The sequence below is a fragment of the Pedobacter psychrotolerans genome, from assembly GCF_004340665.1.
GTDB lineage: Bacteria > Bacteroidota > Bacteroidia > Sphingobacteriales > Sphingobacteriaceae > Pedobacter > Pedobacter psychrotolerans.
Window position 1 is genome coordinate 84,855 of sequence record NZ_SLWO01000011.1, and the last position, 17,029, is coordinate 101,883.

Genomic DNA, 17,029 nt, shown 5'->3' on the forward strand with positions numbered 1-17,029 from the left:
AACAAAATAATTACCAGTTAGAAAGCAGAACTACCATTTTGATAAGCATTCCTGAATTCTTTAGGAGAAATTCCTGTCTGGGCCTTGAAGAAACGGGTCAAATGATTGGCTTGAGAGAATTGTAACTGATATGAAATTTCATTGATATTAAGCTTGGTATAAGAGAGTAAAGACTTAATTTCAAAGAGGATAAATTCATCAACCATTTCAGATACGGTAACGCCGAACTGCTTTTTAATACATTTATTTAGTGTTACCCTGCTAATCCCTAATTGTTGCGCGTAATAGTCAATGTTCCTTACCTTACTAACTTCATTTTGTAAAATCTCTTTAAACATAAATGCAATGCTGTTATTTTCTGTTTCCGAAGATAGACGATAATGATCGGCATAAGCTCTGTTGAGTTTGATCAACATCAAGTACAGGAGGGCCCTTATAATATGTTCGCTATCTGATTGAAACGTTTTTATCTCGATAAGCAACTCCTGAATGATAGTGACCAACTGCGAAAAGAAGCCATCATTAACCAATAGGAAAAGCGGTTTAGTCTTGTTATAGAAAAATTGTAGCCGGTAAGAGAATAGCTTGTCCGAGAAGAAATTGGACAGGAAGCTATCTTGAAAAAACAAGAAATAGGATTCTACTTTAGTCTTGTCCAAAAACCATTTTCTTTTCTGAAATGGAGAAATAAAAATGATGGTGTGAGGTGCGATTTCAATTCTTTGCTGATCAAGCTCTAAATAGCCATTTCCTTTAGAGAAAAATATAAGTTCGTAAAAATCTGTATGGTGAAGTTCACTTTCAAAAAAATAATTTGGAATATCATGATAAGTGCCTATGTCTATTAGGAGCTCAACACCATACTTGTTTTTTAAAAATTTAAATGTCTTCATTCCTAACTTAAAAGCAGATCACCAGAATACATCAAGATTGATTTGCAAAGTTCAACATAATTTATAATCACCTTATAATAGTATTTATATCGGTTTTGCAATTCAAATCACCTTATCGCTTATCATTTTTTTAGTATGTTCTAGCTCCTTTGTTATCTTTCAAAGATAATAGAACTTAGATTTTGATTCACTTATTTTTTAATTTTTGTATTTAATAAGGCTGGATTAAAACATTAGCCGGGATGTGAAGAACATCTGTTAATTTTCGGATCAAAGACAAGCTTATGTTTTCGTTTCCCGGATAAGAACCTCAGATGTCCTTGAACGAGTACCTAATAAATCGCTAATACTGTTCTTGAATCAGCGTGACCTACTGAGCTTGTTCCAATATCAAAAAATGGAAAAGATGGCGAAATTGTCTGCGCCTACTGCTGACCATTATATTCCACTGTTATATGTCCTCTCAATGCCAGGCAAAGGCGAACCTATTGTTCATGTATATGAAAGTGTAATCAAAGGTCTTAGCATGCGCTGTATATGTGCTGGCTGAAATTCTTATACTAAGGCTCATGGAATTGGCTACCGATCGTACAAACATACCTGAAATGGTAAAACAAATGATTGACACCGATTTAAAAATCGTTTATAAATATCCTGAACAGACAGTTTCTTTTCAAAGAAAATTTGTAGACGCCATTTATCCACAAAAATTGTATTTGATAACGGCACTTATCGAACACCTAAAACCAATCCTGTAATTGCGCTTATTACATTGCTAAACAAAGAGTTGTAAAGAAGCAAAAATGTGATAGAACCAGATTTTTCTAGTCTATCCCATCAAGTGAACCTTACTGACATTTTCTCGAACACCTTTGTATCAGATTTAAAGCTTATAATTAATTTGGGTGATGAATTAGATGACAAATATTGAAAGTTAACTAGTAAAGTTTTTTGTGCTTTTACTAATATGTATATTATTATTTATTAAATTGTCTGGAGCTGTATTTTGACTGGTAAACCAATTGCACTTGATCCCATCTTGTCACAATCACGCAACCCTTAATAAATTGAATTTTAGTGAATTACTTATGTGTAATATTGTAGAATGTAAGTTAACTAATTATGGTTTAGATGTTTAGGTTCTATTTCAATCGAACTAACTTGTTTTAATTTTTATTATGTTTATTTCAATCAATTTCCATACGTTATTCATTGAACTAGTCAACTAGGTTGCAGTAATATAAAATAATTCAACGGCAGCGGGGTCCCTAAGCGAATCATTATTTATTATAACAAATAATTACTCGAAGCCTATCAGAACTAAGTATTTTTAAGAGGCTTGATAAATTAAAAGCTGGATTACACTTAATTATCAATTTGTTAAAGCTGATTATCAAATTTGAAATATGTCTTTCCATTTTTAATATATTTTCTAATCAAAAGATTATCGCATTCGTTTTCATGCATTATAGTAAAGCCTAACTTGCGGTGGTAGCTGATTCTCCCGAAATCCAGTAATGGTGAAGGAAGGTCACTATATCCAACAATATTATTGCTTTTGATGTAAAGTAAAATAATAGAGTTTTCAGGGACCATATCTATAAATTGTCCCACCACATTTTGATTTTCAAAGTTAAAAGCCTTTAAAGTCTTAGATGTCGTATATCCTGTTACTACAACTAAGCTATCCCATTTTAAAGGAATGAAAGAACATAGATCTAATTTTAAACTATCAGATTTATTATTATTTCTCATAGTGAGAATTTGAGCATCAATAGGTTTTTTCAGATCCACGTTTTGAACTTTTACCTGCTTGCAAGCAAAAAAAAGTGTGAATGCTATTAGCAATATATAAGCATTTTTTTTCATATTTTATTCATTAGTATATACCAGATAATATTCCAAGCCGACCAATTTCATATATTTTAATTCTCCTGCATTCATCAATGAAAGAACTAGATTTTTAAAATCATTTCTACGATTTAATGAAGAAGAATTAATGCTAGAAATTAAATTTCTCCCGGCGTAATTATTCCATAAATCCATTGATTTAGCCATCTCTTCCATTGGGTTATTAGTAGTGCCTTCTTCATGCGCATCACCTAATTGTTTTGCAAGATCTCTATTTATGCTATAAGTATTCCATAAGCTAAAATAAGCGTGCCTGAATGAATCAGCCTTTGTATTTAATTGATTTACAGGAAATAATTCATTAGCCAAGTCTATAGCGCCCTGTGCATTTACTAAGTATCGTAGTTGATTTATCCGGGTCATATTGTTAAATATTACAAGTTCTCCCGGCTTCATCTGAGCTTTATATCCAACTTCAAATGTTTGTAACTCGATTGTATAAGCAACGGAACCATCAGGAGGTAAACCACTGTCTCCCGGAACCGTGCCTCCGGGAGGCGTAGTTGGAGCCCCGGCACAATAGTCTATGCATTCTTCTCCTATTGGATAGTAATAACACGCCTCTAAAGGCGACCCTGGGTAGGGTCCAGCACAAATTCTAACAGTTTTAGGTATCAGACTACACATGGTCCTGATTGGATACTCATATCTCCTCTATTGGACGATTTCTTCAATGTTGCGGCTTTTACATTTACGACAGTACCATTGGTTACTTTGCTTATATAAAAAAGTTCACCATTTGTATGCGAATATTCAATATATCCTGTCCATTCACCTAAATTATTTAAAGATAAGCTGTGAATTTTGTAAAAAGGATTATTGAAAGATTCTTCATTAGGAATATATTTTACGACTTCCATTGTAACAAGAGAATCTGTTCTTTTTTTATAAATTATAAGGTTGGATTGTACAAAATCGCTTAGAGTTTTACTAAACTTGCGAGGCAAAGATGAGGCAGCATAATCTCTAACCACCAATGTGTCCATTTTATATGGTACCTCCACGACATCTAACCCATTCGAAACATACTGTACGGCATCAGCCCAAGACACTTTGGTTTTAATTTTCTCAGTAATTTTCTCTGATGGATTAACCAAATGAATTTTGTTTTGGTTCTTATCACTGTTTAAAATCTTTCTGGCATTTTCAATGGTTAGTTGTGAGTTTACAGGAATAGGTTCATAAATAGATTTTTTTTCTCCATCTTTTTTGCATGATACCGCAGTTATAATGATAAGATAAAATAATAGTTTTTTCATAATAGTGAAACAGTAAAGCTGCTAACGTATTTTTTCAGTTTTTCTGAAGTGGGTAGAATATTGGTAACATGTTATCAGATCTTATCTAAAGATCAACAATCGAATTTAAGTTGACAAACTTTAATTACACTGCTGTAGAGAGAACAACAGTCTGAGTAATCAATATTATAGATTTATCGTACATGGGATAAAAGATGAATTACAAAAAGAAGAAAGCGATATCTGTCTTGGAGACAAATACCGCTTTCAAAATTAACGCTCTCAATACAATGTTAATTATTTTTACGGTAATTGCAAAAGATATGATCAAATTACTCTATTTTGATACGAATACAACTGGAGAACAGGAACTCCTGACATTGGCTGAACATTTACCAATTAAAATGCAAGAATATGTGTTACGCTATCGTTATGTGTCAGACCGGAAACTTAGTTTGGTTGGTCGCTTAATGTTATTTAAAGTTTTGCAGGGGGAAGGTAAGCCTTATTTGATCCAAGATTGGGAAAAAGGTCTAAATAATAAGCCATTCATTATCGATTGGAAGGAGTTTAATATATCACATTCCGGTAGTATGGTTGCATTCTGTTACGGCGATAACTTGGTAGGAGTTGACATTGAAGTGATAAGTGATTCAAATCATCTTGAATTCATCGACTTCCTTCATCCGGACGAATTTCATTACATATCTGCATCAAAAAAACCAACAGATTCTTTTTATAATGTTTGGGTAAGAAAAGAGGCATTCTTAAAAGCGACAGGGTTAGGGCTAACAAATCAGAGTGCTGAGTACAATTGTTTGCCCGATATAGTCAGTTATAATGAGTTACTTTGGCATATTAAAGAGATTGAGATTAATGCAGCATATAAATGCTGTGTTTGCTCCTTAGACAACGAAGAGATCGATATTGAAAAATTTGTCCTGTCATTTTAGTGATTGACAATAAACTGCGTAACTGTAAACTGTTAGTTAAGAACCAATAATATTCATAGTTGTTGTCAGGTATTTATTCATTTGGCCTTCAGACGTCATACCATAATTTTTTTTTCTTGCCAGAAATGAATGATAAAAACGTTCAATAAAAGTGTATACCATCAACTCATATTTACGTTGGTTAGCGAAAAACATTCTGTTGAACGATAAATGAATAAAGTTTGAAACTATTTCCATTTTCAAATTATTGTCTTGCCCCAGTACCTCTAGTATCCTGCTTATGTGTTGCTGGTTTAAAGACGACCGTACTTTTAGCTGATTCAAAGGTGCTTCCAGTTTTTTTGGTACAGTGTACAATGAATCGATATCTGGTATTAAATCTTTTTGATTGTCTTTAAATTTTTGATTCAATTGCGTTTTAAGTTTTGTTGCTGCGCCGAATTCATTAAAGAAACTGTTTGCATGATTTTTAATGAATAGATATTTTTCTTCGATAGAAAATCTGAAGTCATCTAAATACATGTCGACACTTCTTATCGCAATCGCGATTTTGTTTAATTCTGAGTCTGGTCCCTTTAGCAAGGAGATGATTTCTAAAACTGCAAGACTATCATAATTAAACAAACATTCAGCCACATCTATAGGCACGGGATTATAACGCTGTGTTTCCTGTACATAGCTATCAATTGCAACAGAATCAATATATTTTTCATTATAAAGAGAGTTAAGTAGTATATTAAATTTTATCATCAGATCAGTCTGTTTGGCGCTATCTGTATTGTAAAACCTCAACCTGATATGTGGCCTGTCATCAACATAGCGTATGAAAAAAAAATCTCGAATTCATTTTTAGACTTAGCGCTTTTGATAAATGGCAAAAGATAATCGATTAATAATTTTTCCTGGGTAAACATACCCGAATAAAATTTGTAATATAGCCATTGACTGGAAGGTAAAAACTTTGTTGAATTAATGATATTCTTCATTGGAACAACGTAATCTTCAATTAAATGGGAAGTGTTTTTTTACTGGGATTATAACTTCATTAGCGAACGAGTTGCCATCTATATCTTGTATGATGCAATTTTCAGGAGAGATTAAACACTCCTCCAATCTAACAACCTTTTTTTTAAGAATTGTGTTTACTAAGAGTAGAACTGATTCTTTATGACCTAAATCGATTAAAAGTTTGTGATCGGCTTCTATTTGTAATACTGAGTTAACTTTGTATTTGTCACTGAACTCCTTGAAAAATCGGAGATACTCATCATTATTTTGTCGAAATGACTTTAGATCTTCTATTGATAATTTCCATTGTGCCCTGCTTACTATAATGTTTTTATAAGTTACTCTTGGCAAAAACTTAGCATCGGAAAAAACGTTCCAATCCCATAAAATTAGATCAGAAAGTCCCTGGTTTTGGACATCGCTCAAAAATTTATAGATGGGTAGGTTGCTGTCCGAATAATTGTGTGCTGAACTAAGACGGGGTATTACTCTTTTATTGTATTTAATACTTTGGAGTATTACCTGATTATGTTGGACACTAACCATCAAGTCTTCGATAGGAAGCTGATTTTGAATTAAAGCCCCAGATCGCCCCATATACGGTATTTCATATTTTCTTAATACGGGTCTTAAAAGTATATTGCCTGTCCGTGCGTTTGGCAAGTGAATTATTTCGGCGAAAATAAGATCTGGATACTGACTTTCCTCTATTTCGATAATATCTTTGGTGAGTTCTAATAATTGTTGATCGCCATGTGTGAATCTTGTAACAAGATTTACTGCTGAGGGACCGCCGACGGCGGTCAATTCGAAGATAAATTTCTTCTGGTTGAATTCTTCATTAACAGCAGACAAGGAGCCCATGATATACATGCCATTAGAAAAACTCTGTTTGCAATTTTTTTTTTATGTTCGCAATGTCGTCGTCTGTAATATCAACTACGGTTATTTCAGTATTGAGAATACTTAGATGTTTTTCGATTACAAATTGCTGTAACGTGTCAATATTTGTTGCGGATACTACGCGATTTGTAACTAGTAAATCATCGCCCCATCCGCTATCGCCGGGATTCGCTTCAATAAAATTTCCATATCCAATGCCTGAATCTAAATCCATTACCATTGCTAGCGGTATTTCAGCAACATCAATTTTTTTTTTAAACGAGGTCTTGAATGAATTTAAAACTTCGTTTTTGTATGGTGGAGCAAATGCTAGCAAGTTATTTACTTGTTCAATTACCTTATTAATAACTTTTTTGTCTATCACCTTTTTTTTTTGAGAAATAAACATATCTACTTGAAAGATATCATTTTCGCTAATTTTTCCACCAACTATTTGTTCAAGGAACAGAATAATCTGTCGATAATAAGCGACGTCATTAATAGGATTACTCAGCAGGTTGTAAAGTTTATTGAAGAAATCTTTATAGACCTGGACATCTTCCAATTCGTCAAGTTTTTTAATTAGTTGTGTAAGCGGTTCGGAACCTGATACAGTTATTTCAAGTTCCGAAACTAAAATTTGAGCTTCACAAAGCTCTTCTATATAGTCTGATGCATCCTGGTAACTAACGGTTTCAGCTACTTGAAGTAATTTGGCTAATGTATCAAGTGTCGCGCCGCTTTTTGCTCGTTGCAGAATGGGAGCCAAGTTGACGCTATTATCTACATCTGTTAGTTTATAGGCCCTCAATTGACCTTCCTTAGCATATTCTGCATAACGCCATTCAGATAGATTTTCATACAATGAGTTATTAGTATAAAATAATAGTTGTTCTCTAACTCGAGGAGCTTTTTCTAAAAAGGAGAGAATTTTACTAAAGTAATGTGTATCTATTCTTACTTTTTTATCATGCAGATCTGCCTTGTTTTGAGTTAATTCTGTTTTGTTTCCTAGAGCTACTAGACAACTTCCTGCAAATACTCCAAATGGTGTGCATCTTGAACATGATCTTAACCAGTATTTAAGAATTGTTTCTGCTATCTTGGTGTTGTCCTGGTTATCTTTTTTTTATGACTTTCCAAAGATCCGGTGACGATAAATAAATACCTTCTTCAAAATGTCCTGAGACTTCAGGTTTTTCTTGGATCTTGTTTAAACTTAGTAGGGTAGACCTTAATATCACAAATTTGTAAGGAGTCATTGGACGATTGGATTAATCTGTTACAGTTGATCATAGGTTTACTTTCATCACCAAGTTAACAATTATATCTCCACCTTCATTATTATCAATGATCACATTAAAAAAATTCTGTAATTATAGTACTGTAATCATATCGGCATCCAGTGTAATTGCATTGGAACCACCAAGTCCTTCTTATAATAGAAGAAGTCGATCGTGTCAGAATAAGCATTGCCGGAATAGGTTTCTCCGAAATTTAAAGTGCCACCTTAACCATTATTTTATGATTATGTAAAATCAGGGAAAATCGATCAAATTGTCGAGATATCTAACTTGATATTAAACATAGCCGTCTTATGAGAATTTGAAGCAACAATCTTTCTAAATTGAATTTTTTAATTGACTATCCATTCGGTTCATACGTGCATCTAACAATAATAATGGTATAACTGCAGCTCGCACAGTCGCAATCATCGCTTTTTTTGCTGACCATATGAAAGCCGAAAAGACAAGCCTGCTTCTATCAAATTGCTCCAATATAACCATAAACGTTGGTAGTCAAGTTTGTTAGTCTGCGTGAAATGTTATTTAATCTAACGGCCTGAAATATGTGGAATGAGTTTACAGGTTACTTATTGTATACCATATTCTGTTTCATTCTGTTATAAAAATTTTCACGATAGTTATCGCCAAGGGGAATACCCGTCTCTAGATCTTTCAAATAAATTCGATTCCCGTCAATAAGCCTGACTTTACTCAAAGATATTATGTATGAACGATGGGTACGGATAAATTTATTTTTTGGGAGTTTTTCCTCAAAAGCTTTCATGTTAAGTAGCGTTATGATTCTTTGTTCCTTAGTAAAAACAGATACATAATTTTTTAGCCCCTCTACATACATGATATCGTCAATATCAACCTTTAAAAGCTTTGTCTTGAATTCAGTTTTAAGCACAATAAAATTGTCATCATTAGTTGGTAAAGTGATGTTTTGTTCCCTTGTTAATTTTTTTTCATTTGCCTTGTCAAGCGCTTTAACGAATCTGCTGTAAGAGACGGGTTTAAGGAGAAAATCTACAATTTCATTTTCATAGCCATCAATAGCATACTCCCGAAATGCCGAAATTATTACGATGTCAAATCTTTTACCAATAACCTTGATGAATTCAAGCCCTGATATTTCTGGCATTTGTATATCAACAAAAATGAGGTCAATATTTGTGTTTTCCAGAAAATTAAGTGCCTCAAATCCATTATTGAAAGTTTTGACTATGTTAACGTTGGGGATCTTTTTAGCATGTATTTCTAGAAGATCAATCACATGTGGCTCGTCGTCGATAATAATGCAGTTTAACATGGCTGTATACGTAAATAAAATGTTACCGAAAAAGTTAAGGGTTCGTCGTCAATTATAAGATTGTAATCTTCCTTTGAATAAAGCAAGTCTAATCTTTTCTTAACATTAGCAATGCCTATGCCATTCTGTATTTTTTGTCTTATTGAAGTCGATTTTTTGTTAGAGATGTAGAATCTTAAAAAATTATTGGTTACAGTGACACTTATTTTAACAGGGTGATCTTTATAACTGAGATCACCATATTTAAATACATTTTCCAGAAAAGTTACAAGTGTTAGTTGAGGGATTTTTATTTCTGCTAACTCTTCACTTGAAGGTAGTTCAAGAGATATGTGTAGATTTTTGTTAAAACGAAGCTGATTAATTTCAATGAGATTTTTTAAATGCTCGAGCTCTTGGTTCAATTCAATTTTTCCTTCAATATCATTATTCAATAAAGCATAGTTCATAATATTAGATAGTAGCATAACGCTTTTAGCAGCCTCATCTGAAAATTTGATAACTCTTGCATAAATAAAACTAAGTGTATTGAACAAGAAATGAGGATTGATTTGGTATTTAAGGTAATTTAATTCCGCATTTAAATTGGAATTTTCGAGGATGGTTGTTCTTTCAAGTTGTTCAACTCGCTCCCTTTCTATCTGAAAGAGCTTTTTTTCATTATTTATCTTATATATAATCAACCAATAAGTGTAGCTCATTGTAATGAGATACAACAACCTGAATATTCGAAGGATAATAAAGTTTTTTAGTGGGCTGATTGTCATTATCGTCTGGATACCGACATGATTAATAAAAATTGTCAGAAAATAATTACTTGTCAAATAGATTAAGATTGCTAGAAAGTAAATAAATACTTTCCAGGCAGTGCTAAGTGTTCTCTTTGTGTTTCTAGTAAGCAAGTACACATGTGCGTAAAAGATCAATGCGTTGAGAAGGAAATAAAGGAAGGAAGAGAGAAGGAATACACTTTCGGGGCTAATGACCAGAACGGAACCGTTTTCGTAAAAGAAATAAGCAACCCATATAGCTAGATGAACAAGTACTTTTTTCGAGTTGATGTCTTTTCCGAATTTATATTTTAAAGGAAACTTGGCTTTTAGTTTATAAAAAAAACGGTAAAGTTTCTTGCGTTCGTGTATTGAAATGTCCATTTCGTGTAATAGATTTTTGATAGGTAATAATTGTACTCATTTTGATTCCACATAAAAAAGAGTTATGAAAAACAAATCAGCAGTGAAAAAATTAGTATTGAATAAAAGAACAGTTGTTAATTATCATAACTTGCAGAATTACTCAGCCATAAATTTTTCACATACAATAACTACTTTGCCGCCTACTGTTACCGGTATATTCGCTTATACGAAAGCAGCAAATATCGGTACAAGCTGATTGCTCACTAATTATGATAATTGTAAAATAAATATAGGGTTTTCCCTATTATTTAGTCAAATACTGGAAGATTAAATTTTAAAAGAGAGTTAAAAAATGGTTCAAGTAAATGTTACTGATTGTAGCGATAGCTCTGCCAAAAGAACAATTTATTTAATTCAGGAAATTTAAATATGACGATTTCTGGCAGGCCGTTACATAGTTAATATCCGTCCACGGCAGGAAAAGAAAGTCATACGGGAACTTTTAAAGTGTGATATATGCGTTACAGGAAAAAGGCTGCTTAAACGTGCATATTCCTCTCTTATATTTACTTTAGACTTAAAGACAACTACACTCACCAATTAATTATTAAGAGCCAATGGGTCGATTTGATCAAATTACATCCTATATACTCCTAATATTGTTATTGTGCAATTTATTTGTACACGGCTCTGCTGGAGTAACTCGAAAGAACATGACCGCTACTCCATTAGGTGAAGTGCTTAAAAAATGCACCAATAAATATGATGCAAATTTACTATATGAAGAAAATGCTTTGATTTCCAAAAAAATATCCGTCCATGACAATAGATTATCAGCCAGAAAGATCTCAGCTATTTTTGATGAGTTACCTACTCCGTTACACTTAAAATGGCATAAAGTCAACCGCAAAAATTATTACATGTCTTCTTTAAATCGGCATCAAACTTTGATTTCTAATCCAGGTAATTTGGGTGACGATTTAGCTGATTCCTTATCAAACGGATATATTGAAGGTTATGTTGCTGATGAAGAACAGCGGCCACTTGAGTTTGTTACATTAACTCTTGTACAAAGTAACGACTCTTCTTTTGTAATGAATGCGTTAAGTGATTTAAATGGAAAATATGTGTTTTCTGCGGTTAACGCTGGTAATTATAGAATTAAGGCTACTTCAATGGGTTTTCGTCAGGCTTTTCTACCTTCTTTTACTTTAAAAGCGGGGCAGAAGTTATCCTTAGGTAAAACTGTTCTTTTATCATTAACAAAAACCTTAAATGAAGTCACGATTAGTGCGACTCGTCCTTTAGTGGAAAAGAAGGTTGACAGATATATAGTCAATGTTGAAAATAGCACAATGGCTTTTGGGAATTCTATTCAGTTGTTAAAATCGGCACCCTTTGTACAGGTTTCACCTAGTAATGAAATATCTCTACAAGGGAAAAAAACCCTTGTATTAATAGACGACAAACCTTTTCCTGATGTATCAATAAAAGATATTTTACTAGCACTGCCGGCAGGGAACATTTTGAAGATTGAATTGATTACCAACCCGTCTGCAAAATATGATGCCGCTTATGGTGCTGTTATAAATATCATTACAAAAAAAAATCAATTAGAAGGGATTACTGGAAATGTGAGAATCAATGGTTCTTTAGGGAGATATGGGCAGTACGGAATTAATAGTAGCCTAACTTATAGAAAAAAGAATTTAACAGCTTATGGTACTATAGGATATGAACGAAAAGAGGTGTACATAAATAGTGAACAACACAGAGAATTTAGCGACGGGAATAACTCCAGTCAGCTTGTAGATAAGACAATTCGCAGGATTGATGACGATATTTATACTTACCAGGTAGGTGCAGATCTTGAAATCGGTAAGGGTCAAACTATTGGTGCCTTAATAAACGGCAATGTAAATCGCTGGAATGGCAATATCCCATCGAATGTTTCATTTGGAGAAATTAATGCCCCCGCGGACTCAGTTCTGTTTACCAAAAGCACTGTTGACTTCAAATCTGAAACATTTAATTTCAATTTAAATTATCATTTAATAGTGGATTCTGGAAAGAGTGAATTAGTAGCTTTAGCTACTTTCACACCCTATGAAAATACACTAAGGCAGAGCTTCCCTTCAGTACTTGTCGATGCCTCAGGTAATGTCATACGTATCCCTAAAGTCTTTAAGACTACCAATAGCCCAATAATAAAAATATTTATTACACAATTGGATTACATTCATTCTTTTGAAGACCAGCTGAAGCTGGAAGCTGGAATTAAATTTCAAAATACCAATTCAAAATCTATGATAAGTTATGATTTACAAAATGCTGATCAATTCATAAATATTCCTGAAAATTCCAGTAACAATAATTTTTCAGAAAAGATTTACGGTATCTATGGTACTCTGTCCAAAGGATGGAGTAAAGACAAATTACAATTGGGTTTAAGATTAGAAAATACCCAGGCAACCACTTCAAGTATTTTGTCTCAGCATTATACACAACTATTTCCTAATGTACTCTATGAGCACAGAATTAATGATAATTATAATTTTGCTTTATCGTATAAAAGATCGGTATCTAGAGTACCATATGAAGAATTAATTCCTTATATCACATTTATTGATCAGTATACTGTTTATCAGGGGAATCCAAATTTAAAACCAAAATTTGATAATGAATTTGTTTTAAGTGTTAAATTGAAAAAATTAAATATTGGTGCAACTTACATCGATAGTAAAGGGATCTTTACTCAGCTGCCTTTAAATCGAGATTTTAATTCTAAAGTTACTTTTTTCTCCGTTCAAAATCTTAATGCTTCAAAAGATTACTATGTTTATCTTTATTATCCTTTCCAATTGTTCTCATGGTGGAATACTGAAAATAATATTTCCCCTTACGGACATTCAGAAGCTAATGGATTCGTTTTAGGACGACTTTTTAAAATCTCTTCAAATTGGTGGAATATTAAATCCAGTCATTTTTTTAAATTTTCAAGGAATTTAAAAATGCAGGTAGACTGCTATTATTATTCTCCTTACACGGGTGGCTTAACTAAGAATGGTGCCATAGGGAATTTTGATGCGTCACTATTATTAAGTATTTTAAATGGTAAGGGGGAAATAAGAGTTGGGGGAAATGATATATTAAAACGTAACAATAATCGAACTTACCAAGATTTTGGTGTTTATAGGTCTTCAAATAGCCTTTTTCAAGACAGTCAAAGAATTAGTCTTGGCTTCACTTATAATTTCGGAAGAGCAAAGATTGCAACGCCAAATAAAGATCTTGGTAACAGCGATGCTGTTGACAGGATAAAATAAGGTTAGCACTTCTTGAAGATTTAATGGCTAATGAGGTTTATTCTTAGGGCTTAGCCTTTTATGCCGTGAAACTTAAAGAATTGTTTCTGTTTTTTAAACACATCTTAATGGAGGTGAAATTCAATATATAAATAAAATATTTTTTCTGTCGCTAACATATCGCTTGCAATTTATTTTTTAATCAAGTTGGTATTGTTAAAAACCGTTTGTTTTTGGGTGTTCTGTATCTGAGTTTATATATAGGAGAGCTTTTATCTGGCTGTTCACTCCCCTTGGCTTATCGAATTGTGTTACTTTATTCTTATTAAATTGTGCTTTAGGAGTGTCACTTCTTCTTTGGCCAGTATTTCCACAAATTATCAGTTATATGAAAAATATCTCTCCTATTCAAGAGCCGATTTTACTTACCCAAAATATTTTTAGTAAATCCATCATATATAATGTAGGTGGTTATGCTTTAATTGAGGGAAAGCTTGATACAGTGATTTTACTTAAGTCAATTGAACAGGTTTTGCTGAATATTGATATCATTAAAGTGGGTTTTTGTGCTTTTAATGAAGATAAAGAAGATAAATTTGATGCTTTTCAAAAAATAGATTATTCGGTTTTAGATTTTTCCAAAGAATCGAACGCAGATGATCTCTGCACCAGCTGGATTAATTCAGATATTAATCACGCTTTCGATTTAAAGGAAAACTTTCTTAAAATTAGGGTCCTTAAATCTTTTGAGAATAAATTTTATTGGTATGTGAAGGTCCATCATTTGATATTTGATGGTTACTCTATGTCATTGTTTTTTAATAAAGTATCTTATTTATATACCGAAATGATGAAGGAAAATATTCCTTCTTTTGAAGTTTTTAAATATCAGGATTTTATAGATGAGTATGTGACATATAAATCATCTGAGGACTTTGTTAAAGACAGTGAATTTTGGCTGGAAAGATTGAAACCTCTTATGGGATCCAGACTTTTTCAATCTTGCTTAAATTCAGAAAAGCGGAAATCTTTTGCTTCTAAGCGTAAAGAAATACGATTATCTAGAGAATTGGTTAATTGTATCAATGGATTCAGTACTCAATACAATTGTACCATTTTTCATTATTTTACAGCTGTTATTTTTATTTTAAATCATTTATATGATAACTCAGGGGCTGTACTAGGTTTGCCTCTGCTTAATAGAAGAAATAAAAAATATAAAAATACATTTGGTGCTTTTGTGAATATGCTTCCTTTCTCTGTCAATTTAGAAGAAAGCTGGAAATTTATAGAAATACTGAAGCATGTTAAGGATAAACTGAAAGGGTGTTACAGACATGAACGATTTCCTTTATATAGCGCATTAGAAAAACTTGATAGCGCTGGGAATATATATAATGCCTCCTTTTCGTATCAAAAAAGCAGTTACCAGGCTAAACTTGGTGAGGCGGCAGCAACGATTAAATATATCCACAGTGGAGAACAGCAGGAAGATTTGGCTTTTCATTTACTTGAGTTTTCTAAAACAGGAGATGTGACTCTTTCTCTAGATTATAAAGAGGAATCTATTTCAAACTTTGTCGCTGACAATTTACTTAATCATTTTAATAATTTACTGGTCTCATTATATCAAGCTCCCGATATGCGTTTGAGTGATCTGGAGTATCTGAGTGGAGCAGAGCGGAATCAGCTGCTGAATGAGTTCAATGCGACCGAAGTTGGATATGCTCGTGACCAGACGATTGTAGATTTGTTTGAGGCTCAGGTGGCATTGACTCCTGAAGCGGTGGCTCTGGTATTTGAAGAGCATGAGCTGACCTATGGTGAGTTGAATAGGCGTTCGAATCAGTTGGGGGCTTATCTGCGAACAACAGGTGGCATCCGGCCCGATGAGCTGGTGGGGGTTAAATTACATCGAAGCGAGTTACTGGTGATTGCGTTGCTGGGGATCTTAAAGTCAGGCGGGGCCTGTGTGCCAATTGATCCTGAGTATCCTCAGGAGCGGATCAGTTATATGGAGAAGGACAGTGGAATCCGTGTTTTACTTGATGAGCATGAGCTGTCCCGGCTGGAACCGTTGCTAAGTGATTATAGTGAAGATAACCTGGTAAAGGTCAATGGTTCATCGGACCTGGCCTATGTGATTTATACCTCAGGGAGTACCGGTACTCCAAAAGGGGTGATGATTGAACATGGAGGTATTGTGAACCAGTTATACAGCAAGATCAACTTGCTGTCTATGGCCCCTTCAGAGGGTCTTTGTCATAATTCACAATTACATTTTGTAGGAGGTCTCTGGCAGCTGTGGTCGCCACTGATCAGTGGGGGGTTTGTTGTTTTGTGTGCACAGGCTGAGTTGCAGGACATGAGCCTTGTATTGGAAAAGGTGTCATTTTATCATAGCCGTATCCTGGAGGTAATTCCTTCTCAGCTGAACAGTTACCTGTCTGGCCATGGGGATAAGATTGACCTTACGGGATTGGAGTTTCTGATTCTGACTGGGGAGAAGTTAAGTTCACGTTTTGTGCAGTGCTGTTATGATGGGAATCCGGGACTTCGGTTGATGAATGCGTATGGACAGACGGAGTTATCAAATGATACGATGAGCTATGTATTGTCAGGCTCAGAGGATCATTTACTGATCGGTCGGCCTATCCAGAATACCTACCAATATATATTGGGGAAGGATAATGGTTTATGTGCAGTTGGTGTAGTAGGAGAGCTTTGCACGAGTGGAGCCGGGTTATCCCGTGGTTATTTGAACCTTCCGGAGCTGACTGCGGAGAAATTTGTAGCGAATCCTTACCGTTTAGGAGAGTTGATGTACCGGACAGGAGATCTGGGGCGATGGCTTTGTGATGGGAACATCGAGCTTATAGGCCGTAAGGATGAGCAGTTGAAGATCCGTGGTTACCGGATTGAGCCAGGGGAGATAGAGCGTGTATTATTGGATTATTCCGGCGTGGAGGGAGTGGTAGTGACTGGCAGGAAGCTAGGTGATGAAATGGAAGAGTTGGTTGCTTATCTTGTATGTGTAGATTTATTGAATACCTCTGATTTGCGCACTTATCTGAGTAGCCGTTTACCGTCCTATATGCTTCCGGG

At 34.0% G+C, this 17,029-nt stretch carries 11 protein-coding genes and 1 pseudogene; 3 read left to right on the forward strand and 9 right to left on the reverse strand.

Translation table 11 applies throughout. From position 1 onward, the window contains the following. Positions 1-17: 17 nt before the first annotated feature. The 4 genes from EV200_RS20980 to EV200_RS20995 form a co-directional block, all read right to left on the reverse strand. A complete protein-coding gene (locus tag EV200_RS20980) occupies positions 18-893 on the reverse strand; it encodes a helix-turn-helix domain-containing protein (protein ID WP_132536298.1) in 876 nt (291 codons plus the stop codon). 1,380 nt (positions 894-2,273) lie between these two features. Continuing rightward, complete coding sequence (locus tag EV200_RS20985; RefSeq protein WP_132536300.1) at positions 2,274-2,762, reverse strand: hypothetical protein; 489 nt, start codon at positions 2,760-2,762, stop codon at positions 2,274-2,276. Positions 2,763-2,765: 3 nt separating this feature from the next. Further along, positions 2,766-3,431, reverse strand: a complete 666-nt coding sequence (locus EV200_RS20990) for a DUF6973 domain-containing protein (protein WP_132536302.1) — start codon at positions 3,429-3,431, stop codon at positions 2,766-2,768. Continuing rightward, complete coding sequence (locus tag EV200_RS20995) at positions 3,419-4,063, reverse strand: hypothetical protein (protein WP_132536304.1); 645 nt, start codon at positions 4,061-4,063, stop codon at positions 3,419-3,421. Before EV200_RS20995 ends, EV200_RS20990 begins: the two co-directional genes overlap by 13 nt. A 194-nt stretch (positions 4,064-4,257) precedes the next feature. On the opposite strand from EV200_RS20995, the gene EV200_RS21000 reads away from it, so the two are divergent. After that, positions 4,258-4,995 carry a 4'-phosphopantetheinyl transferase family protein gene (locus EV200_RS21000; RefSeq protein WP_132536306.1) on the forward strand — a complete coding sequence of 246 codons (738 nt, stop codon included), beginning with the start codon at positions 4,258-4,260 and terminating at the stop codon, positions 4,993-4,995. 36 nt (positions 4,996-5,031) lie between these two features. Here EV200_RS21000 and EV200_RS21005 read toward each other — a convergent pair whose 3' ends face one another. From EV200_RS21005 to EV200_RS21835, 5 genes and pseudogenes are all read right to left on the reverse strand, one after another. Next, entirely contained in the window at positions 5,032-5,838 is an 807-nt protein-coding gene (locus tag EV200_RS21005) for a thiopeptide-type bacteriocin biosynthesis protein (protein WP_132536308.1), read from the reverse strand. 159 nt (positions 5,839-5,997) lie between these two features. Then, positions 5,998-6,876, reverse strand: coding sequence for a lantibiotic dehydratase (locus EV200_RS22130; protein WP_132536310.1), 879 nt, complete (start codon positions 6,874-6,876; stop codon positions 5,998-6,000). A gap of 4 nt (positions 6,877-6,880) precedes the next feature. Next, positions 6,881-7,993: pseudogene (locus EV200_RS22135) on the reverse strand (lantibiotic dehydratase); the annotation flags it as partial. Between the two features lie 761 nt (positions 7,994-8,754). Beyond that, a complete protein-coding gene (locus EV200_RS21020) occupies positions 8,755-9,483 on the reverse strand; it encodes a LytR/AlgR family response regulator transcription factor (protein ID WP_132536314.1) in 729 nt (242 codons plus the stop codon). Then, the gene (locus tag EV200_RS21835) at positions 9,477-10,184 is read right to left on the reverse strand and encodes a sensor histidine kinase (RefSeq protein ID WP_165877995.1); all 708 of its coding nucleotides are present in this window, start codon (positions 10,182-10,184) and stop codon (positions 9,477-9,479) included. The genes EV200_RS21020 and EV200_RS21835 overlap by 7 nt, the downstream gene beginning before the upstream one ends. Positions 10,185-11,332: 1,148 nt before the next feature. Between EV200_RS21835 and EV200_RS21030 the strand changes: the two genes are divergently transcribed. Beyond that, the gene (locus tag EV200_RS21030) at positions 11,333-13,945 is read left to right on the forward strand and encodes an outer membrane beta-barrel family protein (protein WP_165877996.1); all 2,613 of its coding nucleotides are present in this window, start codon (positions 11,333-11,335) and stop codon (positions 13,943-13,945) included. Between the two features lie 367 nt (positions 13,946-14,312). After that, a partial coding sequence (locus EV200_RS21035) for an amino acid adenylation domain-containing protein (protein WP_132536320.1) occupies positions 14,313-17,029 on the forward strand: 2,717 nt, incomplete at its 3' end.

What these genes read in the sequence shown, in the direction of transcription:
- EV200_RS20980 (WP_132536298.1), bottom strand. Translation starts at nt 893, where the DNA reads ATGAAGACATTTAAATTTTTAAAAAACAAGTATGGTGTTGAGCTCCTA.
- EV200_RS20985 (WP_132536300.1), bottom strand. Translation starts at nt 2,762, where the DNA reads ATGAAAAAAAATGCTTATATATTGCTAATAGCATTCACACTTTTTTTT.
- EV200_RS20990 (WP_132536302.1), bottom strand. Translation starts at nt 3,431, where the DNA reads ATGTGTAGTCTGATACCTAAAACTGTTAGAATTTGTGCTGGACCCTAC.
- EV200_RS20995 (WP_132536304.1), bottom strand. Translation starts at nt 4,063, where the DNA reads ATGAAAAAACTATTATTTTATCTTATCATTATAACTGCGGTATCATGC.
- EV200_RS21000 (WP_132536306.1), top strand. Translation starts at nt 4,258, where the DNA reads ATGAATTACAAAAAGAAGAAAGCGATATCTGTCTTGGAGACAAATACC.
- EV200_RS22130 (WP_132536310.1), bottom strand. Translation starts at nt 6,876, where the DNA reads ATGTATATCATGGGCTCCTTGTCTGCTGTTAATGAAGAATTCAACCAG.
- EV200_RS21020 (WP_132536314.1), bottom strand. Translation starts at nt 9,483, where the DNA reads ATGTTAAACTGCATTATTATCGACGACGAGCCACATGTGATTGATCTT.
- EV200_RS21835 (WP_165877995.1), bottom strand. Translation starts at nt 10,184, where the DNA reads ATGAGCTACACTTATTGGTTGATTATATATAAGATAAATAATGAAAAA.
- EV200_RS21030 (WP_165877996.1), top strand. Translation starts at nt 11,333, where the DNA reads ATGACCGCTACTCCATTAGGTGAAGTGCTTAAAAAATGCACCAATAAA.